24 protein-coding genes are annotated in these 18,960 nt (G+C 29.4%); 23 read left to right on the top strand and 1 reads right to left on the bottom strand.

Annotated elements, in window-relative coordinates:
* Positions 1–5: 5 nt before the first annotated feature.
* Positions 6–2,369, top strand: a complete 2,364-nt coding sequence (locus ACOTVC_RS03745; protein ID WP_214099227.1) for a tetratricopeptide repeat protein — start codon at positions 6–8, stop codon at positions 2,367–2,369.
* Here ACOTVC_RS03745 and miaA read toward each other — a convergent pair.
* Positions 2,360–3,235 carry a tRNA (adenosine(37)-N6)-dimethylallyltransferase MiaA gene (gene miaA, locus ACOTVC_RS03740; protein WP_421627741.1) on the bottom strand — a complete coding sequence of 292 codons (876 nt, stop codon included), beginning with the start codon at positions 3,233–3,235 and terminating at the stop codon, positions 2,360–2,362. The two genes, ACOTVC_RS03745 and miaA, sit on opposite strands and share 10 nt — an antisense overlap.
* Positions 3,236–3,304: 69 nt before the next feature.
* On the opposite strand from miaA, the gene mqnP reads away from it, so the two are divergent.
* From mqnP to purF, 22 genes are all read left to right on the top strand, one after another.
* Positions 3,305–4,180 (top strand): menaquinone biosynthesis prenyltransferase MqnP, encoded by an 876-nt coding sequence (mqnP, locus tag ACOTVC_RS03735; protein WP_214099229.1) that lies wholly within the window; start codon positions 3,305–3,307, stop codon positions 4,178–4,180.
* Positions 4,171–4,674: a hypothetical protein gene (locus ACOTVC_RS03730; RefSeq protein WP_039619327.1), complete on the top strand. Its 504-nt coding sequence runs from the start codon at positions 4,171–4,173 to the stop codon at positions 4,672–4,674. The genes mqnP and ACOTVC_RS03730 overlap by 10 nt, the downstream gene beginning before the upstream one ends.
* Positions 4,667–5,188, top strand: coding sequence for a hypothetical protein (locus ACOTVC_RS03725; protein WP_039619325.1), 522 nt, complete (start codon positions 4,667–4,669; stop codon positions 5,186–5,188). The genes ACOTVC_RS03730 and ACOTVC_RS03725 overlap by 8 nt, the downstream gene beginning before the upstream one ends.
* A 9-nt stretch (positions 5,189–5,197) precedes the next feature.
* Entirely contained in the window at positions 5,198–6,166 is a 969-nt protein-coding gene (gene moaA, locus ACOTVC_RS03720) for a GTP 3',8-cyclase MoaA (protein ID WP_214099231.1), read from the top strand.
* The gene (locus ACOTVC_RS03715) at positions 6,166–6,915 is read left to right on the top strand and encodes a 7-carboxy-7-deazaguanine synthase QueE (RefSeq protein WP_421627738.1); all 750 of its coding nucleotides are present in this window, start codon (positions 6,166–6,168) and stop codon (positions 6,913–6,915) included. Before moaA ends, ACOTVC_RS03715 begins: the two co-directional genes overlap by 1 nt.
* The gene (locus ACOTVC_RS03710) at positions 6,912–7,496 is read left to right on the top strand and encodes a 6-pyruvoyl trahydropterin synthase family protein (protein WP_039629080.1); all 585 of its coding nucleotides are present in this window, start codon (positions 6,912–6,914) and stop codon (positions 7,494–7,496) included. Before ACOTVC_RS03715 ends, ACOTVC_RS03710 begins: the two co-directional genes overlap by 4 nt.
* A complete protein-coding gene (locus tag ACOTVC_RS03705; protein WP_039619318.1) occupies positions 7,496–7,696 on the top strand; it encodes a hypothetical protein in 201 nt (66 codons plus the stop codon). Before ACOTVC_RS03710 ends, ACOTVC_RS03705 begins: the two co-directional genes overlap by 1 nt.
* Positions 7,696–8,106 (top strand): hypothetical protein, encoded by a 411-nt coding sequence (locus tag ACOTVC_RS03700; protein ID WP_214099233.1) that lies wholly within the window; start codon positions 7,696–7,698, stop codon positions 8,104–8,106. The genes ACOTVC_RS03705 and ACOTVC_RS03700 overlap by 1 nt, the downstream gene beginning before the upstream one ends.
* Positions 8,106–8,768, top strand: coding sequence for a 16S rRNA (uracil(1498)-N(3))-methyltransferase (locus tag ACOTVC_RS03695; protein ID WP_214099234.1), 663 nt, complete (start codon positions 8,106–8,108; stop codon positions 8,766–8,768). Before ACOTVC_RS03700 ends, ACOTVC_RS03695 begins: the two co-directional genes overlap by 1 nt.
* A gap of 77 nt (positions 8,769–8,845) precedes the next feature.
* Complete coding sequence (rpmE, locus tag ACOTVC_RS03690) at positions 8,846–9,046, top strand: 50S ribosomal protein L31 (protein ID WP_012662118.1); 201 nt, start codon at positions 8,846–8,848, stop codon at positions 9,044–9,046.
* Entirely contained in the window at positions 9,046–9,864 is an 819-nt protein-coding gene (gene rsmI / locus ACOTVC_RS03685; RefSeq protein WP_421627736.1) for a 16S rRNA (cytidine(1402)-2'-O)-methyltransferase, read from the top strand. The genes rpmE and rsmI overlap by 1 nt, the downstream gene beginning before the upstream one ends.
* A gap of 19 nt (positions 9,865–9,883) precedes the next feature.
* On the top strand, positions 9,884–10,564 hold the full coding sequence (gene rlmB, locus ACOTVC_RS03680; RefSeq protein ID WP_039642360.1) for a 23S rRNA (guanosine(2251)-2'-O)-methyltransferase RlmB: 681 nt from the start codon (positions 9,884–9,886) through the stop codon (positions 10,562–10,564).
* A complete protein-coding gene (locus ACOTVC_RS03675) occupies positions 10,557–11,435 on the top strand; it encodes a hypothetical protein (RefSeq protein ID WP_039642358.1) in 879 nt (292 codons plus the stop codon). The genes rlmB and ACOTVC_RS03675 overlap by 8 nt, the downstream gene beginning before the upstream one ends.
* Positions 11,429–12,235, top strand: coding sequence for a hypothetical protein (locus ACOTVC_RS03670; RefSeq protein WP_039629070.1), 807 nt, complete (start codon positions 11,429–11,431; stop codon positions 12,233–12,235). The genes ACOTVC_RS03675 and ACOTVC_RS03670 overlap by 7 nt, the downstream gene beginning before the upstream one ends.
* Positions 12,236–12,246: 11 nt before the next feature.
* Positions 12,247–13,449: an LL-diaminopimelate aminotransferase gene (locus ACOTVC_RS03665; RefSeq protein ID WP_421627733.1), complete on the top strand. Its 1,203-nt coding sequence runs from the start codon at positions 12,247–12,249 to the stop codon at positions 13,447–13,449.
* Position 13,450: 1 nt separating this feature from the next.
* Positions 13,451–14,704: a homoserine dehydrogenase gene (locus ACOTVC_RS03660; protein ID WP_047208652.1), complete on the top strand. Its 1,254-nt coding sequence runs from the start codon at positions 13,451–13,453 to the stop codon at positions 14,702–14,704.
* Positions 14,704–15,042: a YraN family protein gene (locus ACOTVC_RS03655; RefSeq protein ID WP_039619300.1), complete on the top strand. Its 339-nt coding sequence runs from the start codon at positions 14,704–14,706 to the stop codon at positions 15,040–15,042. The genes ACOTVC_RS03660 and ACOTVC_RS03655 overlap by 1 nt, the downstream gene beginning before the upstream one ends.
* A 51-nt stretch (positions 15,043–15,093) precedes the next feature.
* The gene (gene trxA, locus ACOTVC_RS03650) at positions 15,094–15,408 is read left to right on the top strand and encodes a thioredoxin (protein WP_039619298.1); all 315 of its coding nucleotides are present in this window, start codon (positions 15,094–15,096) and stop codon (positions 15,406–15,408) included.
* Between the two features lie 117 nt (positions 15,409–15,525).
* Entirely contained in the window at positions 15,526–16,464 is a 939-nt protein-coding gene (gene trxB, locus ACOTVC_RS03645) for a thioredoxin-disulfide reductase (RefSeq protein WP_421627731.1), read from the top strand.
* Positions 16,465–16,527: 63 nt separating this feature from the next.
* The gene (locus ACOTVC_RS03640; protein ID WP_421627729.1) at positions 16,528–16,779 is read left to right on the top strand and encodes a hypothetical protein; all 252 of its coding nucleotides are present in this window, start codon (positions 16,528–16,530) and stop codon (positions 16,777–16,779) included.
* A gap of 111 nt (positions 16,780–16,890) precedes the next feature.
* Positions 16,891–17,619 (top strand): 4-hydroxy-tetrahydrodipicolinate reductase, encoded by a 729-nt coding sequence (gene dapB / locus ACOTVC_RS03635; protein WP_214116322.1) that lies wholly within the window; start codon positions 16,891–16,893, stop codon positions 17,617–17,619.
* On the top strand, positions 17,620–18,960 hold the full coding sequence (gene purF, locus ACOTVC_RS03630; protein WP_087685658.1) for an amidophosphoribosyltransferase: 1,341 nt from the start codon (positions 17,620–17,622) through the stop codon (positions 18,958–18,960).

Raw genomic sequence — 18,960 nt, 5'->3', positions numbered from 1 at the left:
CGCTTATGATAAGGGTTTTATTTTTATTTTTATTAAGTATAACTTATATATTTTCTTTTGAAATTATTGTTAATAAAGGGGAGGAAAGTAAGCGCCCTTTTACGCTTTTGCATTTAAAAGACGATAAAGATTTTACTTGCAAAAGTGTTTTTGAATTTGAAAAAACCCATTTTGAGTGCAATGTTTTGGGTGTTAGCAATATGCAGTTTCAAAATAAGGAATTTGATGATTTTACGATTTATTTTGAAAAGCACCAAACTTTTTTGACAATCAAAATCTATCCTAAAATTTTAGCTAAGATGTTTAATTATTCTCAAGATATCTTCAATGCTAAAGAAATTCGAAGTCAAAGTGGAGATATTTCTAAACATTTTGTATTTATTTTTACTAAAGACTTAAAATATTATAAGCCTAGCGATGGGCTTGATTTTGATATTTATTTTGATGATGCATTAATGCCTTATATCGGAGCTTTAGATTTAAATTCTAATCCTATGGAAACTTCTAAAAGTGCAGATTTTAATACTTATTTTAATATTAAACAAGAATATGAGGCTAAAAAATATGACCAAGTATTAAGAGATACTGTTAATGCTATTAAGCGTTATCAAGGTAGTGTATTTATGAATGAATTTGAGCTTTATAAATTAAGAGCTCAAAATAAACTATACACTTATGAACTTGATAAAGACCAACTAATTTTAGAACAAATGCTAGATGATGCTAAAAGATGGGTAAGAACTTATATTAACGACAAAGATTATACAGAAGTGATGTATATTATGATGAGAGTTTATATGGGTTTATCACAAAGATCTAATGTTGAATATATTATAGATACTTTAAATACTGAGCATAAAGGCGATAAATATACTATAATGGCTCTGCTTGATTATGCAGATTATTTATATCATTTAGGTAAGAAAAATACTGCAAATAATATTTATCAAGATGTGTATTATTCTACCCCAAACGCAGATTTAGCTAGTAGAGCTGCTTTATTTTTATCAAAAAATTATTTAGAAACTCAAAATACTAAAGAAGCTAAAGAGTTAGCAAATAAAATTTTAGAATCAAATCCTGAATTTTTTATGAGTGATTTGGAAAATTCTTTATCTTTGGCTAAAGCTTTTGCTAATAATAGGGTTTATGATTTAAGTTCTAAAATTTATGAATATATTTTTACACATTTAACCAAGGTAGATAAAGAATATGAAAGAGTATTAAAAGATCTTGCTTTGTCTTTATTAAATGCAAATGAGCATACTAAGGCTCAAAAATATTTAGATCTTTACGCAGAAGATTTTCCTTTGGGTGAATATGTGAGTTTAATTAAAGAAGCGCAAGATAAAAACTTTTTATATTTAAAAGATGCTAATGCAAGTTTTTTGCACCAAAGATATGAAGAGATCATGAAAAAATATGCTGGAGAAATTTCTAGTAAGGCGTTGTTTGATAATGTAAAATTGTATTTTCAAGAAAAAAATTATGAAAAGGTTGTAAGTTATCAAAAAGACATTGAAAAATACTCTAATAAAGAAGTTAAAAATCTTTTAGAGCAAGCTGCTATTTTAGTTTTAGAACAAAAATTAAAAAATGATGAATGTTTAGCTGCTGTGAAAATATATGATGATTTTAAAGCTTATAATGTAGGGGGTAAAATACAAAACAAAAAACAAATGCTTGAGTGTTTTAAACGCACAACGCGCATTGAAGAAGCTAAAAAATACATAGTGGACAATGAAAACGATGATATTGTCTTTTATAAGCTTCAAAGCGCTGATTTGGCTCTTAAAGATAAGCGTTATAGCTTTGTTATAAAAACGATTAATGATATTTTAAATACAAGAACGATTATTAGTGATAATGAAAAATTTGAAGCAAATTATATTAAATTTTTTGCTGAGCTTAGATTGCAAGATTATAATGCTATGATAAGAACTTTACAAAAACTAGAGCAATTTCCTATGAATTATCGTATGGTAGAGCTATATTATGAGTTTTTGCGTTATTGTGAAAAAAATAATTTTTTAACAAGTATCTTAACTTATGCTCCAAAGGCTATTGATTATCAAAACTTAAAGGGAGTAAATCTTTTTAGTCCTGATTTAGAATTTATCTATATCAAAGCTTTAAAACAAAGTAATCAAGCTCAAAAAGCTTTAACTTTGTTTAAAGATTTACTTGCTAATCCTTTAAAAGATGATGAGCGTGCAAGAGCTTTTTATATACAAAGTAATATTTATGAAGATTTAAAAGATGTGCAAAATCAAAAGCAAAGTTTGCAAAATTGTATAGATATTAATGCAACAAGCAATTGGCAAAATTTATGTAAAGATAAATTAAATGTCTTAAATACTCAGCCTTGATATTTTTTTAAAATATAAGCTTTTAAATTCTCATAAGCGTTTTGAAAATCTAAAATTTCTTTATTGAATTTTTTATTAAAAGTTCTTTGTCTTTTGGCAAGTTGTCTTGTGTGAATGATGATGAGCTCTTCAAGCTCATTTAAATTTATTTTTTTATCTAAAAACTCTTTGCATTCTTTCAAACCTATGGAATTTAGTGCTTTTAAATGATGATCATAATTATCAAATAACATTTTAGCTTCATCTATTAAGCCCTCATTGAGCATATTTTGTGTGCGCGTAATAATGCGTTTTTCTAAAAGTTCTTTTTGCCAAGAAATTTCAAAAATATCAAGTTTTTTAATCAAAGCTTCTTGTTTGGTTTCTTTCAAAACCTTACTTGGAATTTTATTAGTTTGCTCATAAATTCCAAGCCATTTTTTCAAACGATAAGTATCGTTTTTTTCTATTTTTGCTTGTGGATCAATTTTTGTCATTAAATGATAAATTTCATCATTACTTAGCATGCTTTGGCTTTCTTTAAAATTTTCACTCAAACCATCCATTAAGGCTTTTAAATAAAAACTAGTTCCACCTGTGATAATAAGCATTTGATTATTTTTTTGGGCAAAAGCTTTTGCTTTTTTGTATTCTTCAAAAAACAAAGCGATGTTAAAATGCTCATTGACATTTAATAAATTTATGCCAAAATAATCAAGCTCATCTAGGGTTTTTTGCTCTGTTTTGGCTGAAGCGATGTTGATTTGTTTATACACGCAAAGACTATCAAGGCTTAAAATGCTTGCATTAAATTCATAAGCTAGTTTATTAGTAAGTTCTGTTTTGCCACTTGCAGTAGTTCCAATGAGTGCAAATTCAAAAAACATCGTAAAAATATCCTAAATTTAAAATTATTTTAGTAAAATCATAACAAAAATATATTATAAAGAGAAAAAATGCCTATATTAAAAGAAAAATTAAAAGATATTTTAGATTTGATAGTTTTTAAGCATTCTATTTTTGCTTTACCCTTTTTATTCACTTCAATGATTGTGGCTTCTGTTATTTTAAATGATAGCACTTGGTTTGGCTTTAAGGCTTTGTTTTTGGGTGTTATTTGCGCAGTGAGTGCAAGAAATTTTGCAATGGCGATTAATCGTTTGATGGATGAGGATATTGACAAAAATAACCCAAGATGTGCAAATAGACCTAATATCGATGGACGTATAGGTAAAACTAGTATTTTGCTTTTTATTATTTTAAATGCTATTATTTTTGTTTTGGCAAGTTATTTTATTAATAAATTAGCCTTTGTTCTTTCTTTGCCGGTATTGTTTATTTTAGCTATTTATTCAGCTTTTAAAAGATTTTCATCCTTAGCGCATTTAGTATTAGGATTTTGCTTAGGACTTGCTCCTATTGCAGGTAGCATTGTAGTTTTGGGAAGTATTGAAATTTATAGTGTTATTTTGTGTTTGGGTGTTACTTTTTGGACAGCTGGGTTTGATTTGCTTTATGCTTTGCAAGATATGGAGTATGATAAAAAAACAGGCTTACACTCTATACCTGCTAAATTTGGACTTGAAGCAACCTTATTTATCTCAGCATTTTGTCATGTTTTGGCAGTGCTTTTTTGGCTTTTATTTGTTTGGGTGGCTCCAACAGGAAATATTGCCTTTTTAGGTGTGATAATTAGTGCGATTATTTTATTTTTTGAGCACCGCATTGTTAGAAAGAATTTTGCAAAAATTGATAAAGCATTTTTTACTTTAAATGGTTATTTGAGTATAGTGTTTTTTATATTTATTTGGGTTGATCTTTTATGGAGATAAAATTTTTTAAAAGCTCATTAGAACTTGAGTTTGAAGAGAGCAAAGAAAGATATGAAGAGTTTTTGCAAGAATATCTTTCAAGTAATAATTATGTCAATTTAAGCAAATGGAAAAAGCTTGCCTCAAGAGTGGAATTTAGCGAAGGTGAGCAAATTATTTTTGATTTGCTTATGGATATAAAGCAAGAATTGTATTTGATAAAAAATGATATCAATAAAACAAAATTATTTACAGATTTAAAACATAAAGCCTTTGTGGTGGGTGTAAATTTTGCACACATTCAGTTTAAAGATAAGTGTTTAACTCAAGATGAGGAGTATTATGCAAGATTTGAGTTAAATGGCCAAAAAATTAGTATTTTTTTTAAAGCCTTAAATGAAAATGAGGCAAAAATCACACAAATAAAAGCAGAAGATGAGCTTGTGTATGATAATTTTGTGGCAAATATGCAAAGAGCGATGATTAAGATTTTAAAGGAGCAAGAAAATGGGTAGTGATTTATTATTGTGGCTTGTGGTGGCTTTGCTAATTTTTGCTATGTTTGCGTATATGATGATAAAAGAAAAAGAAAATATTGCCAAAATTAATGAACTTGGTAAGATGATAGAAGATTTAAATAAACAATATCATTATTTAAAAAAAGAAAGCTTAGAGGAACAAGAACAAGAAAAAGAAGAAATAGACACTGAAGCTATTAAAGAAGAGCTAAAAGAAGAACTTTTGCAAGTACTAGAACAAAAAATCAATCAAAATATCCTTCCTATTTTAAGTGCTTTAAAAGAAGTAGAAGAGGTAATCGAAGAGTTTCAAAGTGAACAAAAAAATCGTTTGTTAAATTTAGAACAAAAAACCCAAAGTATTACAAAATTAAGCCCAAGCTATGATAATGAAGAGCAAAAGGTAATAGAGCTTTTTAATCAAAAAAAATCCATAGAGCAAATTGCTAAAGATTTGCGTATAGGTATGGGTAGGGTTGAGCTTATTTTAAAATTTAATAAATTATTATAAAGGCCTTTGATGTTAGTAGATAGCTATGGAAGAGTGATTGATTATTTAAGAATTTCAGTAACACAAAGATGTAATTTTCGTTGCCTTTATTGTATGCCAAAAACTCCATTTGAATGGAGCGCTAAGGAAAATCTTTTATCATTTGAAGAACTTTTTATGTTTGTTAAAGTTTGTATTGATGAGGGGGTTAAAAAAATTCGCATTACAGGTGGTGAGCCTTTAGTAAGGAAAGATTTGCATAAATTTATTGCTATGATTAGTGAGTATAAGCAAGATATAGACTTAGCACTTACTACTAATGCTTCTTTATTAAAACAACAAGCAAAAGACTTAAAGCAAGCAGGCTTAAAAAGAATTAATATCTCTTTAGATACCTTAAAAGAAGAAATAGCTTTTAAATTAGCCCAAAAAAATATACTTAAGGATGTGTTAAGTGGTATTAATGAGGCTTTAGAATTAGGCTTTAATATTAAATTTAATACCGTAGTGCTTAAAGGGATTAACGATAATGAATTTATCGATCTTTTGGAATTTGCTAAAGCACGCAAAAGTCAAATTCGTTTTATAGAATTTATGGAAAATTATCATGCTTATGGAGATTTAAAAGGTTTAAAATCAGCAGAAATTTTAAACATCATCGCTCAAAAATATTCTTTTAAACAAGGACAAAAAATCCCTAATGCGTCCGCGACTATTTATGAACTTGAAGATGGATATGAGTTTGGTATTATTGATCCGCATAGCCATGATTTTTGTGATAGTTGCAACCGTATAAGACTTTCAGCCGAAGGACTTTTGATACCTTGTTTGTATTATGATGAGGCTTTAAGCATTAAAAAGGCTATACGCAATAAAGACATAGCAGGAGCATGTGAGGTTTTAAAAACCGTGATAAAAAACAAATCAGAAAAAAACAGATGGGCTGAAAATGAAGCCAATCAAAGCTCAACAAGAGCTTTTTATCAAACAGGTGGATAATGGAAGTTGTCGAGACTTTTTTAAGCTTGCAGGGTGAGGGAAAATATAGTGGAAATTTAGCTATATTTGTAAGGTTTGCTGGGTGTAATTTTAACTGCACAGGCTTTGGAGTAAAAAAAGAAAAAGATTCTAAAATACTTTTGGGTTGTGATACTATAAGGGCTGTTTTTACCAAAGAATTTAAAACTTGTTATAAAACCTATACTTCAACAAAGCTTTTCGATGAGGTTTTAAAATTAGCCAATTCACACAAAGTTGTAGTTGTCATTACAGGTGGAGAGCCTTTATTAAATTATCAAAATAAAGATTTTTTGTGTTTTATAAATTTACTTTTAGAAAATGATTTTAAAGTGCATTTTGAAACCAATGCAAGTATTGAAATTGATTTTGAAAAATATCCTTTGTATAAAAAATGTTATTTTGCTTTGGGTGTAAAGCTTAGCAATAGTGGTGTAAAAAAAGAAAAAAGGATTAATGAAAAAGCATTGAAAGCTTTTAAATATTATGCTAAAGATAGTTTTTATAAATTTGTTTTAGATAAAGATTTTTTACAAGAAAATAAAGCCTTAGAAGAAATCAATGAAATTTTACAAGTTTGTGAAAATGAGGTGTTTTGTATGCCCATGGGGTCAAATGAAGAAGAAATTTCTAAAAATGCCTTAAGTGTTGCTGAATTTTGTATAAAAAATGGATATAATTACTCTGATAGATTGCATATTAGAATTTGGGGAGATAAAGAAGGCGTATGATTATTAGAAAAATGTTTGAATTTGAAAATGCTCATATTGTTAGATTTTGTAGCTCCAAGCGATGTAAAACAAGCATACATGGCCATTCTTATAAGGTAGAAATTTTACTTGAGAGTAAATACCTTGACAATGCGGGAATGGTATATGATTTTGGCTTGTTAAAAGATGAGATAAAACAAATTATTGATAGTTTTGATCATGCTATTACGCTTTTTAAAGATGATGATAAAGTTTATTTAGAAGATATGAAAAAGCACTCACAAAGATGGGTAAGTTTGCCTGTGAATGTAAGTGCGGAAAATTTTGTACGCATATTTTTTATTTTGATAGATACCTTGCTTTTAAAAACCAAGATGGTTAATGGCGAGCAAGGTGTAAGTTTAAAAAGTATCATTGTACATGAAACAAGAACAGGCTATGCGCAAGGTTTTAGAGAAGATGCTTATAGTGAGTTTTTGCCAAAGATAAATTTGGCAGATATTGAATTTTCACAAGCTATAAGTGATGAATGGAAAGATAAAGATTTTTTTAAAAAACTTCAAGATGCAAATTTTGTTTTTGTCAATCAAAAGGAGGTGTGATGAAAAAGATTCTGTTAGTTGTGCCATTGTTATTTTTTATGGCTTGCTCAAATCAAGAAAATAACAATACAAAAAAAGAAGTGCAAACCGAACAAGTTCAAATTGAGCAAAGTGACTCTAATGTTATTATAGATGATGAAACACTGCCTATACCCGTAGATGATGATATCAAAGATGAAAATAGCACACAAGGACAGTGATGGATCAAAGTTATGAGTTTTTTTTAGCATTGCATGTGTACAGCCTATATGCAAATGGCTTTTTAATGTTGTTTTATTTATATCTAACTCAAAGTAGTTTTTCACAAGAGTTTATTTTTATAAAAAGAATTCGCCTGTTTTTGCCAATTTATTATTTATTTTTAGCAATTACACTTTTTACAGGAAGTTTGCTTTGGGCTTTAAAGCATTTTGAGCTAAATTTATACATACTTTCTATGTGGTTTTGTTGGATTTTGATTTTTGCTTTGGCTATTTATCAATTTGTTTTATTTAAAAAAGCAAGATTGTTTAAACGTTATGCTAAATTTAGATTTTTAAGCTTTTTTATTTTGTGTTTAGGTATATTTTTACTTTTTGTACCTTATTTGCTTCAAAGGTTTTATTTTTAATGCGATTTTTATATCACCCACAAAGTGGTGTTTTAAATTTAGAGTTAGAAAATGAAGCTTTTTTGCACTTAAAGGCTCGAAGAATTAAAGTAGGTGATAAAATCATATTAAAAAATTTAAAAGATTTTTTTGCTTATACTTATGAATGCATAGAGCTTTCTAGACGCTCTTGCGTATTAAATTTGCTTGATAAAAAAGAAGAAAAACAAGAATTAAAAACGCATTTACATTTAGCTTTAGCGGTGATTGATCCAAAGATTATAGAAAAAACTTTGCCTTTTTTAAACGAGCTTGGAGTAGCAAAGCTTTCTTTTGTGTATATGGATTATTCACAAAAGAATTTTAAATTAGATTTTAAAAGAATGGAAAAAATTCTTATAGAATCATCCCAACAATGTGGTCGCGCTTCTTTAATGGATCTTGAAAGCTTTGATGATTTTAAAAAATTTCAGCAAGTTTATGAGAACATTGTTTTGATAGATTTTGAAGGTGAAGATTTGATGAGTTTTGAACCTAGTAAGTACGTGTTTTTAATAGGTGCTGAAGGTGGATTTTCTCAAAAAGAAAGAGAGGAGAATATAAAAAAAGCAAAATTACAGGCTAATTTTGTACTTAAAGCACAAACAGCTTTAATAGGGGTTGCTTCGAAATTCATAATTTAAAAACACGCTTAAATTTAGCTATTTTTTATATAAAAATCTATATAATTACGCCTTAATGTTTTGAAAAAGGATAAACAATGAAAAAAGAAATTCACCCAGAATATGTAGAATGCAAAGTTAGTTGTGCTTGTGGAAATTCTTTTACTACTAAGTCAAATAAACCAGAAATTAAAGTTGATATTTGCTCAAGTTGTCATCCATTTTTTACAGGTAGTGAAAAAATCGTAGATGCTGCGGGTCGTGTAGAGAAATTTAAGAAAAAATACGCAATGCAATAATGTTATATTTTATTCCTACACCCATAGGAAATTTAAACGATATTTCTTTTCATTCTTTAGAAATTTTACAAAAATGCAAACTCTTTTTATGTGAAGATACGAGAGTTTGCAAATCCTTAGTTCATCTTCTTAATGAAAAATTTAATTTAAAAATAAAACCTGATAAATATTTAGCCTTACACACGCATAACGAAAAAGATTTTTTAGCAAAAATAGATGGTGATTTTTTTAAACAAGATATTGCATATTTAAGTGATGCGGGTATGCCAGGTATTAGTGATCCGGGGCAATTTTTAATTGAATATGTCATTAAAAACAATATTGACTATGAAGTCTTAGCAGGGTCAAATGCCGCTTTGCTTGCATTAGTTTCAAGCGCATTTTGTAAAAAAGAATTTATTTTTATGGGTTTTTTGGCTAATAAAAATCCTCAAAGACAAAAAGATATTGAAAGTTTACTACTCAATCCTTATCCTAGTATAGTTTATGAAGCACCCACCAGAATACTGAATTTGGTAGAAGAAATTAGTAAAATTGATCCTTTAAGAGAAATTTTTATCATAAAAGAAGCAACAAAGAAATTTGAAGCCAAATTTAGAACAAATGCTTTAGAAGCTTTAGAGAAATTAAAAACAATGGATTTGCGTGGCGAATGGTGTGTGGTGGTAAGTGCTAAAGAAAAGCAATTTTATCAAAATACCTTGTGCGAGCAAGATATTTACGAGCTTGATTTGCCTTTAAAAACAAAAGCAAAACTTCTTTCAAAAATCAATGCAAAATCTCCAAAAGAAAATTATCAAAAACTGCTTTTAAGTTGAATTTGGTTATTATTTAAAAATGATAGTTTATGGTAAGCAAGTGTTTTTTTATATCTTAGAAAAGCACAAAGAAAAAATTAAAGAAATTTATTTAGCAAAAGAATGTGAAAAAGCTGAATTTTCAAAAATAGCAAAAGCTTCAAAAAAAATTAAAAAGCTTGATTTTAAAACCGCACAAAGCTTAGCAAGAGGTGGAAATCATCAAGGTTTTTTAATGGAAATTGATGAGTTTGAATTTAGCTCTTTTGAAAGTTTAAAAGAAAAAGATTTTATAGTTATTTTATATAATATTAGCGACGTTGGAAATATCGGAGCTATCGTGCGTAGTGCTTATGCTTTGGGTGCTGATGGGGTTATTTTGGTAGCTAAAAGTGTAGCTATAGATGGAGTAATCCGTGCAAGTAGTGGCGCAGCTTTAGATATGAAAATAGTTTTAAATGATGATATTTTAAGCATGATAAATGAATTAAAACAAAAAGGTTTTTATATCTATGCTAGTGCAAGCGGAGGTAGTGATATACATACTATCAAGGCCAAAGATAAAAAAGTTTTGATTATGGGAAGTGAAGGTTTTGGTATAGCACCAAAGGTGCTTAAAAAATGCGATGAATGCGTAGGTATAAAAATGCACAATGACTTTGATAGTTTAAATGTAAGTGCAGCATTTGCAATACTTTGCGATAGGATGAAAAATGGATAGTTGGAAAAAATTAGAAGATTTAAATTTGTTAGAAGTTCAAAAAAGAACACAAATAGAAATAGCTTGTCTTGAATATATCATTAAAAAAGATTTTAAGTCTTTATCTCGCTTTAATGTAAATGGCTTTATTAAAATTTTACAAAGAGAGTATGAGCTTGATTTTTCTAATTTTTTAGAAGAATATCATGCCTATTTAGAGGAAAATGGCATTGAGAAAAAAAATCATGTATATATTGTGCCCAGAATGAACTCATATACTAAAGAAAGTTCGAGTGTATGGTATATTGTGATTATAGTGGTAGTGCTTTTGATAGTGGCTTTAGCTTGGGGTGTTTCAAGATTTTTTCAAAGTTCCACTTTAGATGAAAATACCACTAATGTATTAAATCAAGAGCAGGTTGTTTTAGAAGAAAAAGTCGATGAGAATGAAACTCCGGTTGTTAATTTTTTTGCTGATGATGTTATAGAAAACAATGAAACAAACACAAGTGCTATTTTAGAATCAACAGATGAGAGTAATAATACCATAGAAGAAATACTAGAAGACAATATTAGTTTAAATATGCCTGAAGAAAATATGGTTTTGCTTAAAGAAAGTATTATAAAACCAAGCGCAGAACTTTGGCTTGGTATGGTGGATTTAAAAACTTTTAGAAAAAGCTCTTTGACTATTAAAAATGATTATATTTTATCTTTAGATAAAGATATGCTTATTACCACAGGTCATGCTGCTTTTAGTTTAAATGATGAAAATAACAATACTTTAGAGTTTAAAAACGGTGTGTCTAAGTTTTTAATGATTAAAGATGGCAAAATCAAACAAATTACAAAAGCTGAGTTTGTAAAAGCAAATAGAGGAAAATTATGGTAAGAATTTTAATATTTTCCATTTTTTTTACTCTTAATGCTTTTGCACTAAGTGCTTTAGAGGTTGCTAAGCATATCGTTAATGATAATTCTAAAGATGCACAATTGGAGCTTTTGTTTGCAAGAAATGATTATAAAGATGAGCGTGGAAATGTAGATATTTACACTATTTCTCAAATTTTAAAAACCAATTCTTTGGCAAATTTTATATTAAATGAACCAAAAACTTTAACTTTTAGTTTTAAAGCCCAGGCTGATTCTGTTTTGTTTTTTAAAACAATCAATGATACTTTAAATGAACTAGGTTATATATATTTTATACCAACTGAATTAACTTTAAGGGAAAACTATATCACATATAAGTTAGCTGTAGATTCTCAGTATATGCTTGATCCAGGAGTTTTTTATAAGGCTTTGTTGGGTAGTTCTGTTTTTATTAAAGATATTTATAAAATTTCAGAGTTAAATTATGAATATGAGCTAGATTTTTCAAAAGCAAAACCTAAAGTTAATACTCAAATTCCACTAAATACTATTACTCAATTAAACAAACCTTTAAGAGAATATATTATTGATTTGCAAGGTGCAAAAAGTATGGAGCTTAGTGCACACAATCTTGACTCTTGGTTTTGTAAAATCCAGTTTTTAGATAAAAATTTAAATTTTATTCAAGGTGTAGAAAATACACATAAGCAAAATGAGGTAAATGTAAATATACCATTGGGCGCAAAATATGCTATTATAGGGGATATGTTTAGCCTTGATAATATAAAAAGGGGTTTGAAAATTTACTTAAGACGCTAAAAGGACGGACGATGTTTGAAGAAATTCATTTTAATACCATAGAAAGACTTCCAAATTATGTTTTTGCTGAAGTTAATGCGATTAAAATGGCAGCAAGAAGAGCAGGGGAGGATATAATAGATTTTTCTATGGGGAATCCTGATGGCAAAACCCCTCAACATATTATAGACAAGCTTTGTGAAAGTGCAAATAAAGACAAAACTTCAGGTTATTCTGCTTCGAGTGGAATTTATAAACTAAGGCTTGCAATTTGTAATTGGTATAAAAGAAAATATGATGTTGATTTAGATCCTGAAAGTGAAGTAGTTGCAACAATGGGTTCTAAAGAAGGCTTTGTAAATTTAGCAAGAGCTGTTATTAACCCAGGAGATGTAGCTATTGTACCTACACCTGCTTATCCTATACATACTCAAGCTTTTATCATAGCAGGTGGTAATGTAGCGACAATGAATTTTGATTTTAATGAAAATTATGAATTAAATGAAAATACTTTTTTTGAAAATTTACAAAAAACATTACATGAAAGCATTCCACGTCCAAAATATGTAGTAGTAAATTTTCCGCATAATCCTACAACAGTTACAGTGGAAAAAAGTTTTTATGAGAGATTGGTTGCTATGGCAAAAAAAGAAAGATTTTATATTATTTCTGATATTGCTTATGCGGACTTAACTTTTGGTTCTTATAAAACCCCTTCGATTTTTGAAGTTGAAGGTGCTAAAGATGTAGCAGTAGAAACTTATACACTTTCAAAATCTTATAACATGGCAGGTTGGCGTGTAGGTTTTGTGGTGGGCAATAAACGTTTAATTGCGGCTTTGAAAAAGATTAAATCTTGGTTTGATTATGGTATGTATACTCCTATACAAGTTGCTGCTACTATAGCTTTAGATGGAGATCAAACTTGCGTTGAAGAGATTAAAGCAACTTATGCAAGAAGATTAGAAGTCTTACTAGAATCATTTTACCAAGCAGGATGGGAGCTAAAAAAACCTAATGCAAGTATGTTTGTTTGGGCAAAACTCCCTCAAAGTAAAGCTCACCTTGGAAGTATGGAATTTTCTAAGCAGCTTTTACAAAAAGCAAATGTAGCAGTAAGTCCTGGAGTTGGCTTTGGTGAAGCGGGCAGTGAGTATGTTAGAATAGCTTTAATAGAAAATGAAAACCGTATTCGTCAAGCAGCAAGAAATATAAAAAAATATTTAAGAGAATAAAATGAAAATAGCAATTTTAGGCTATGGCACGGTAGGAAGTGCCGTTGTAGAAACTTTGTTAAAAAATCAAGATTTAATCAAAGCAAGATGTGATGAAGAAATTATTCCAGTGATTGCTTTAGCAAGAAATCCAAAACCAAATGCATTAATTCCTGTGGTTAATGATATTGATGAAGTTTTAGAGCGTGAAGATATTGATGTATTTGTGGAGTTAATGGGTGGTATTGATTTACCTTTTGAGATAATTTCAAAGATTTTAAAAAGAAAAAAATCAGTAGTAACTGCCAATAAAGCTTTGCTTGCTTATCATCGTTATGAGCTTGAAAAATTAGCACAAGATACAGCTTTTGGTTATGAAGCAAGTGTGGCAGGCGGAATTCCTATTATTAAAATTTTAAAAGAGGGTTTGAGTGCTAATAATATTGTTTCTATTAAAGGCATTTTAAATGGTACAAGCAATTATATTTTAAGTAAAATGACTGAAGATAATGCTAAATTTCAAGAAGTATTAAAAAAGGCTCAAGATTTAGGATATGCCGAAGCTGATCCTACTTTTGATATAGAAGGATTTGATGCTGCACATAAGCTTTTAATTTTAGCAAATATTGCCTATGGATTAAGAGTAAAACCTGAAGATATCTTGATTGAGGGTGTTAGTAAGGTAAGTGATGAAGATATTTATTTTGCAAAGGAATTTGAATATATCATAAAGCATTTGGGTATTGCTAAAATAAAAGATGAAAAAATAGAACTAAGGGTTCATCCTGCTATGCTTAGTAAAGATAAAATACTAGCAAAGGTTGATGGAGTGATGAATGCTATTAGTGTTGATGGGGATATTTTGGGTGAAAGTTTATATTATGGCCCAGGTGCAGGTGGCAAGGCAACTGCAAGTGCTGTTATAGCTGATTTAATCGATATAGCAAGAAAAGAAAAAAATAGTGCTATTTTTGGGTATTTAAATGATACTTCTTATAAACTTTTAAATAAGGATGAAATTTATACAAGATATTATTTAAGATTGAAAGTATTAGATAAAATAGGGGTATTATCAAAAATCACACAATTAATGAGTGAACATCAAATTTCAATCGATACTTTTTTACAAAAGCCAAAAAAAGAAAAGCAAGATTGTAGTACTTTATTTTTTATCACTCATCAAACTTATGAAAAAAATATACAAATTTTAATTCAAAAACTTAAAGAACAAGAATTTGTAAAAGATGATGTTTTTATGATGAGAATAGAAGATTAATGGCTTTATTACAGTATCTTTTTGGCAAAAAAGGAGAGGATTTAGCGTGCGAGTATTTAAAAACTCAAGGTTTTGAAATTTTAAAAAGAAATTTTCATTCTAAATTTGGAGAAATTGATATCATTGCTAAAAAAGATAAAATTTTACATTTTGTTGAGGTTAAAAGTACGCAAGGAGATTATGAAGTAGCATATAGATTAGATAATAAAAAATACAATAAAATCATCAAAGCTATAGAGTATTACTTTATGAAACACAAAAGTGATGAGAATTATCAAATAGATTTACTTTGTGTATATAAAGATGATATAAAACTTTTAGAGAACATTGGTTATTAAGAGAACATTTATTCTAATTTAATAAAATGTGAAAAAATAAAGGAGAAAAAAATGGGAAAATATATTGATTTAACTACAGAAAATTTTGCACAAGCAAAAGAAGGTGTAGCTTTAGTAGATTTTTGGGCTCCATGGTGTGGACCTTGTAGAATGCTTGCACCAGTAATTGATGAGCTTGCAAATGATTTTGATGGTAAGGCTAAAATTTGTAAAGTAAATACAGATGAGCAAGGTGATTTGGCTGCACAATTTGGTGTAAGATCTATCCCAACTATCATTTTCTTTAAAGATGGTGAAGTAGTTGATCAGCTAGTGGGAGCTCAATCAAAACAAGCTTTAGCAGACAAACTAAACTCACTTTTATAATCTTAAGCCACTTTTTGTGGCTTTTCTTCATATTTTTTACTATTTAATAATTTTTATTATTTATAATTAAAGAAAAATTTGTATAATACCTATAAATAAAACTACAAGGAAAATATTATGTTAGATTTAGCTATTATAGGTGGTGGACCTGCAGGATTGAGCGCAGGTTTATATGCTACTAGAGGTGGATTAAAAAATGTTGTCATGTTTGAAAAGGGTATGCCTGGTGGGCAGATTACTTCAAGTTCAGAAATCGAAAATTATCCTGGTGTTGCTCAAGTTTTAGATGGAATTTCTTTTATGGCCCCTTGGAATGAACAATGTATGCGTTTTGGTTTAAAACACGAAATGGTAGGCGTGGAACAAATTAGCAAAAATGCTGATGGAAGTTTTAATATAAAACTAGAAGGTGGTAAAAACGAACAAGCAAAAGCTGTAATTGTATGTACAGGTTCTACACCACGTCGTGCAGGTTTTAAAGGTGAAGATGAATTTTTTGGAAAAGGCGTAAGCACTTGTGCAACATGTGATGGCTTTTTTTATAAAAATAAAGAAGTAGCTGTTTTAGGTGGGGGAGATACTGCTTTAGAAGAGGCGTTATATCTAGCTAATATTTGCTCAAAAGTATATTTAATCCACAGAAGAGATGAGTTTAGAGCAGCACCTTCAACAGTTGAAAAAGTAAAAAATAATGAAAAAATAGAATTAATTACAAATGCGGTAGTTGATGAGGTTTGTGGTGATAATATGGGTGTTAATAAAATTAAAATAGCATTTAATGACGGTTCTAAAAGAGAGCTTGATGTACCTGGAATATTTACCTTTGTTGGATTAAATGTAAGAAATGAAATCTTAAAACAAGATAATGGTGAGTTTTTATGTACCATGGAAGAAGGCGGTCAAGTGAGTGTAGATCTTAAAATGCAAACTAATATTGCAGGATTATTTGCAGCAGGTGATTTAAGAAAAGATGCGCCAAAACAAGTAATATGCGCAGCAGGTGATGGAGCGGTTGCAGCACTTAGTGTTTTAGCTTATATTGAAAGCTTGCATTAATCTTCACATGTATTTCACAAAAATTAATTAAGATTCTCCTATAAAAATTAAGGAGAATCTAAAATGAAAAAAATGCTAATTCTAGGCATGGCTTTAGCGCTAATGGCTAGTGCAAATATTACACAACAAAATACTAATTCATATCAACAAAATATGTTTCAACATAATCCTTATGCGCAAAATTATTATGGGCTTTCTAAACCTATTATGGATAAAATTCAAAGTTCCTTTCCTGGGGCTTTTATTGTAGATGTAGATTGGGAAGAGTTTGGATATGAAATTAAACTAAGCAATAATATGGAAATGTTTTTTTGATAGAAATGGAAATTTTTTAGGTCAAAAATGGGATGATTAATTAAAAGAGTTATTTGCTTTTAAATAAATAAACGCTACAATTTTCCAAATTCTAAAAAGGCAGATTTTAAAATGATTAATATTGGAATTCATGGAAGTAATGGGCGTATGGGTACTCAAATAAGACTTTGCTTAGAAGATGATGAGCAGGCAAAGGCTAGTGCATTTTTTGATCAAGGATCAAATTATGAATATTTTTTTAATAGATGTGATGTAATTATTGATTTTTCTACTCCAAAGGGGTGTGAGGATTTGCTTTTATACGCAAGAAGTAATCCCAAGCCTTTGGTGATAGGTACTACAGGTTTAGATGTTAAGCAAAATGAATTGATGCAAAGTGCAAGTATTACTATGCCTATTCTTTATGCAACTAATATGTCTTTGGGTGTTGCAATTTTAAAAAAACTTTCTTATTTAGCTAGTGAAGCTTTGAGAGATTTTGATATAGAAATACTTGAAATGCACCATAATAAGAAAAAAGATGCTCCAAGTGGTACTGCGATGACTTTAGCACAAAGTGTTGCTAAAGCTAGAAATTTAGACTTAGAAAAGGTCAGAGTAAGCGGTAGAGACGGGATTATTGGGCAAAGAAGTAAAGATGAAATCGCAGTGATGAGTTTAAGAGGTGGTGATATAGTAGGTTCGCATAGGGTTGGTTTTTATAATGAAGGTGAATTTATAGAGTTAAACCATACAGCCACTTCAAGAGCTACTTTTGCAAAAGGTGCAATAAAATGTGCAAAATGGCTAGTTTCTCAAGAAAATGGCTTATATGATATAGATGATTGTTTAGGAATTTAAATGTGTGCAGTAGTTGGAGTAATTAATTCAAAAAATGCAAGCACGGTGGCTTATTATGCTTTATTTGCAATGCAGCACCGTGGACAAGAAGCAAGTGGGATTAGTGTAAGTGATGGTTTAAATATCAAAACCCATAAAGCTAAAGGCGAAGTAGGACAAATTTTTAATACTCAAATTTTAGCAGGATTAAAAGGCGAGATAGCTATAGGACATAATCGTTATTCTACTGCAGGAAATTCTTCTTTGCATGATGCACAGCCTGTTGCGGCTACTTGTTCTTTGGGGGATATTTCTTTAGTGCATAATGGAAATTTAATTAATAAAGAAGAAGTTAGAAAAGAGCTAATTGATAATGGCGCTATTTTTCACTCAAATATGGACACAGAAAATGTGGTACATTTAATAGCAAAAAGCAAAAAAGAAACTTTAAAAGATAGATTTATAGAAAGCTTGACTCAAAGTAAGGGAGCATATTGTTTTATGCTTGCTAGTAAAAATCAACTTTTTGTCGTAAGAGATCCTTATGGGGTTAGACCTTTGTCTTTAGGCAGATTAAAAGATGGCGGGTATATTGTAGCGAGTGAAACTTGTGCTTTTGATTTGATAGAGGCTGAATTTATTCGTGATGTAAAGCCAGGTGAGATGCTAGTTTTTACTCAAGGTAGTGATGAGTTTGAAAGTATTCAAGTTTTTGATAAGACAGATCCAAGAATTTGTGCATTTGAATATATTTATTTTGCTAGACCCGATAGTATTATAGAAGGTAAAAGCGTATATGAAGTGCGTAAAAAAATGGGCGAAGCCTTGGCTAAAAAATTTAAAGAAAAGGTAGATTTTGTAGTGCCAGTTCCAGATAGTGGCGTGAGTGCTGCTATAGGTTTTGCACAGTTTTTAAAAATTCCACTTGAAATGGCAATAGTGAGAAATCATTATGTTGGAAGAACTTTCATAGAGCCAACTCAAGAAATGAGAAATTTGAAAGTAAAATTAAAACTCAATCCTATGAAAAAAGTTTTAGAGGGTAAAGATATAGTGGTGATTGATGATAGTGTGGTAAGAGGAACAACTTCTAAAAAAATCATCGCACTTTTAAAACAAGCAGGTGCAAGAAAAATCCATTTAGCTATAGCATGCCCAGAAATTAAATTTCCTGATATTTATGGTATAGATACGCCTACTTTTGAAGAGCTAATCTCAGCTAATAAAAGTGTTGAAGAGGTTAGAGAATATACGGGTGCAGATAGCTTGACTTTTTTAGATATTGATGAGTTAGTTTCAAGTATAGGCGATGAAAGAAAATATTCTTTGATTAGTTTCGATGGGGATTATTTTATTAAATAA

Origin of the sequence: Campylobacter sp. GB48 (genome assembly GCF_049221845.1) — a bacterium.
Taxonomy (GTDB): Bacteria; Campylobacterota; Campylobacteria; order Campylobacterales; family Campylobacteraceae; genus Campylobacter_D; species Campylobacter_D lari_C.
This window is presented reverse-complemented; position numbering and strand designations above follow the sequence as displayed.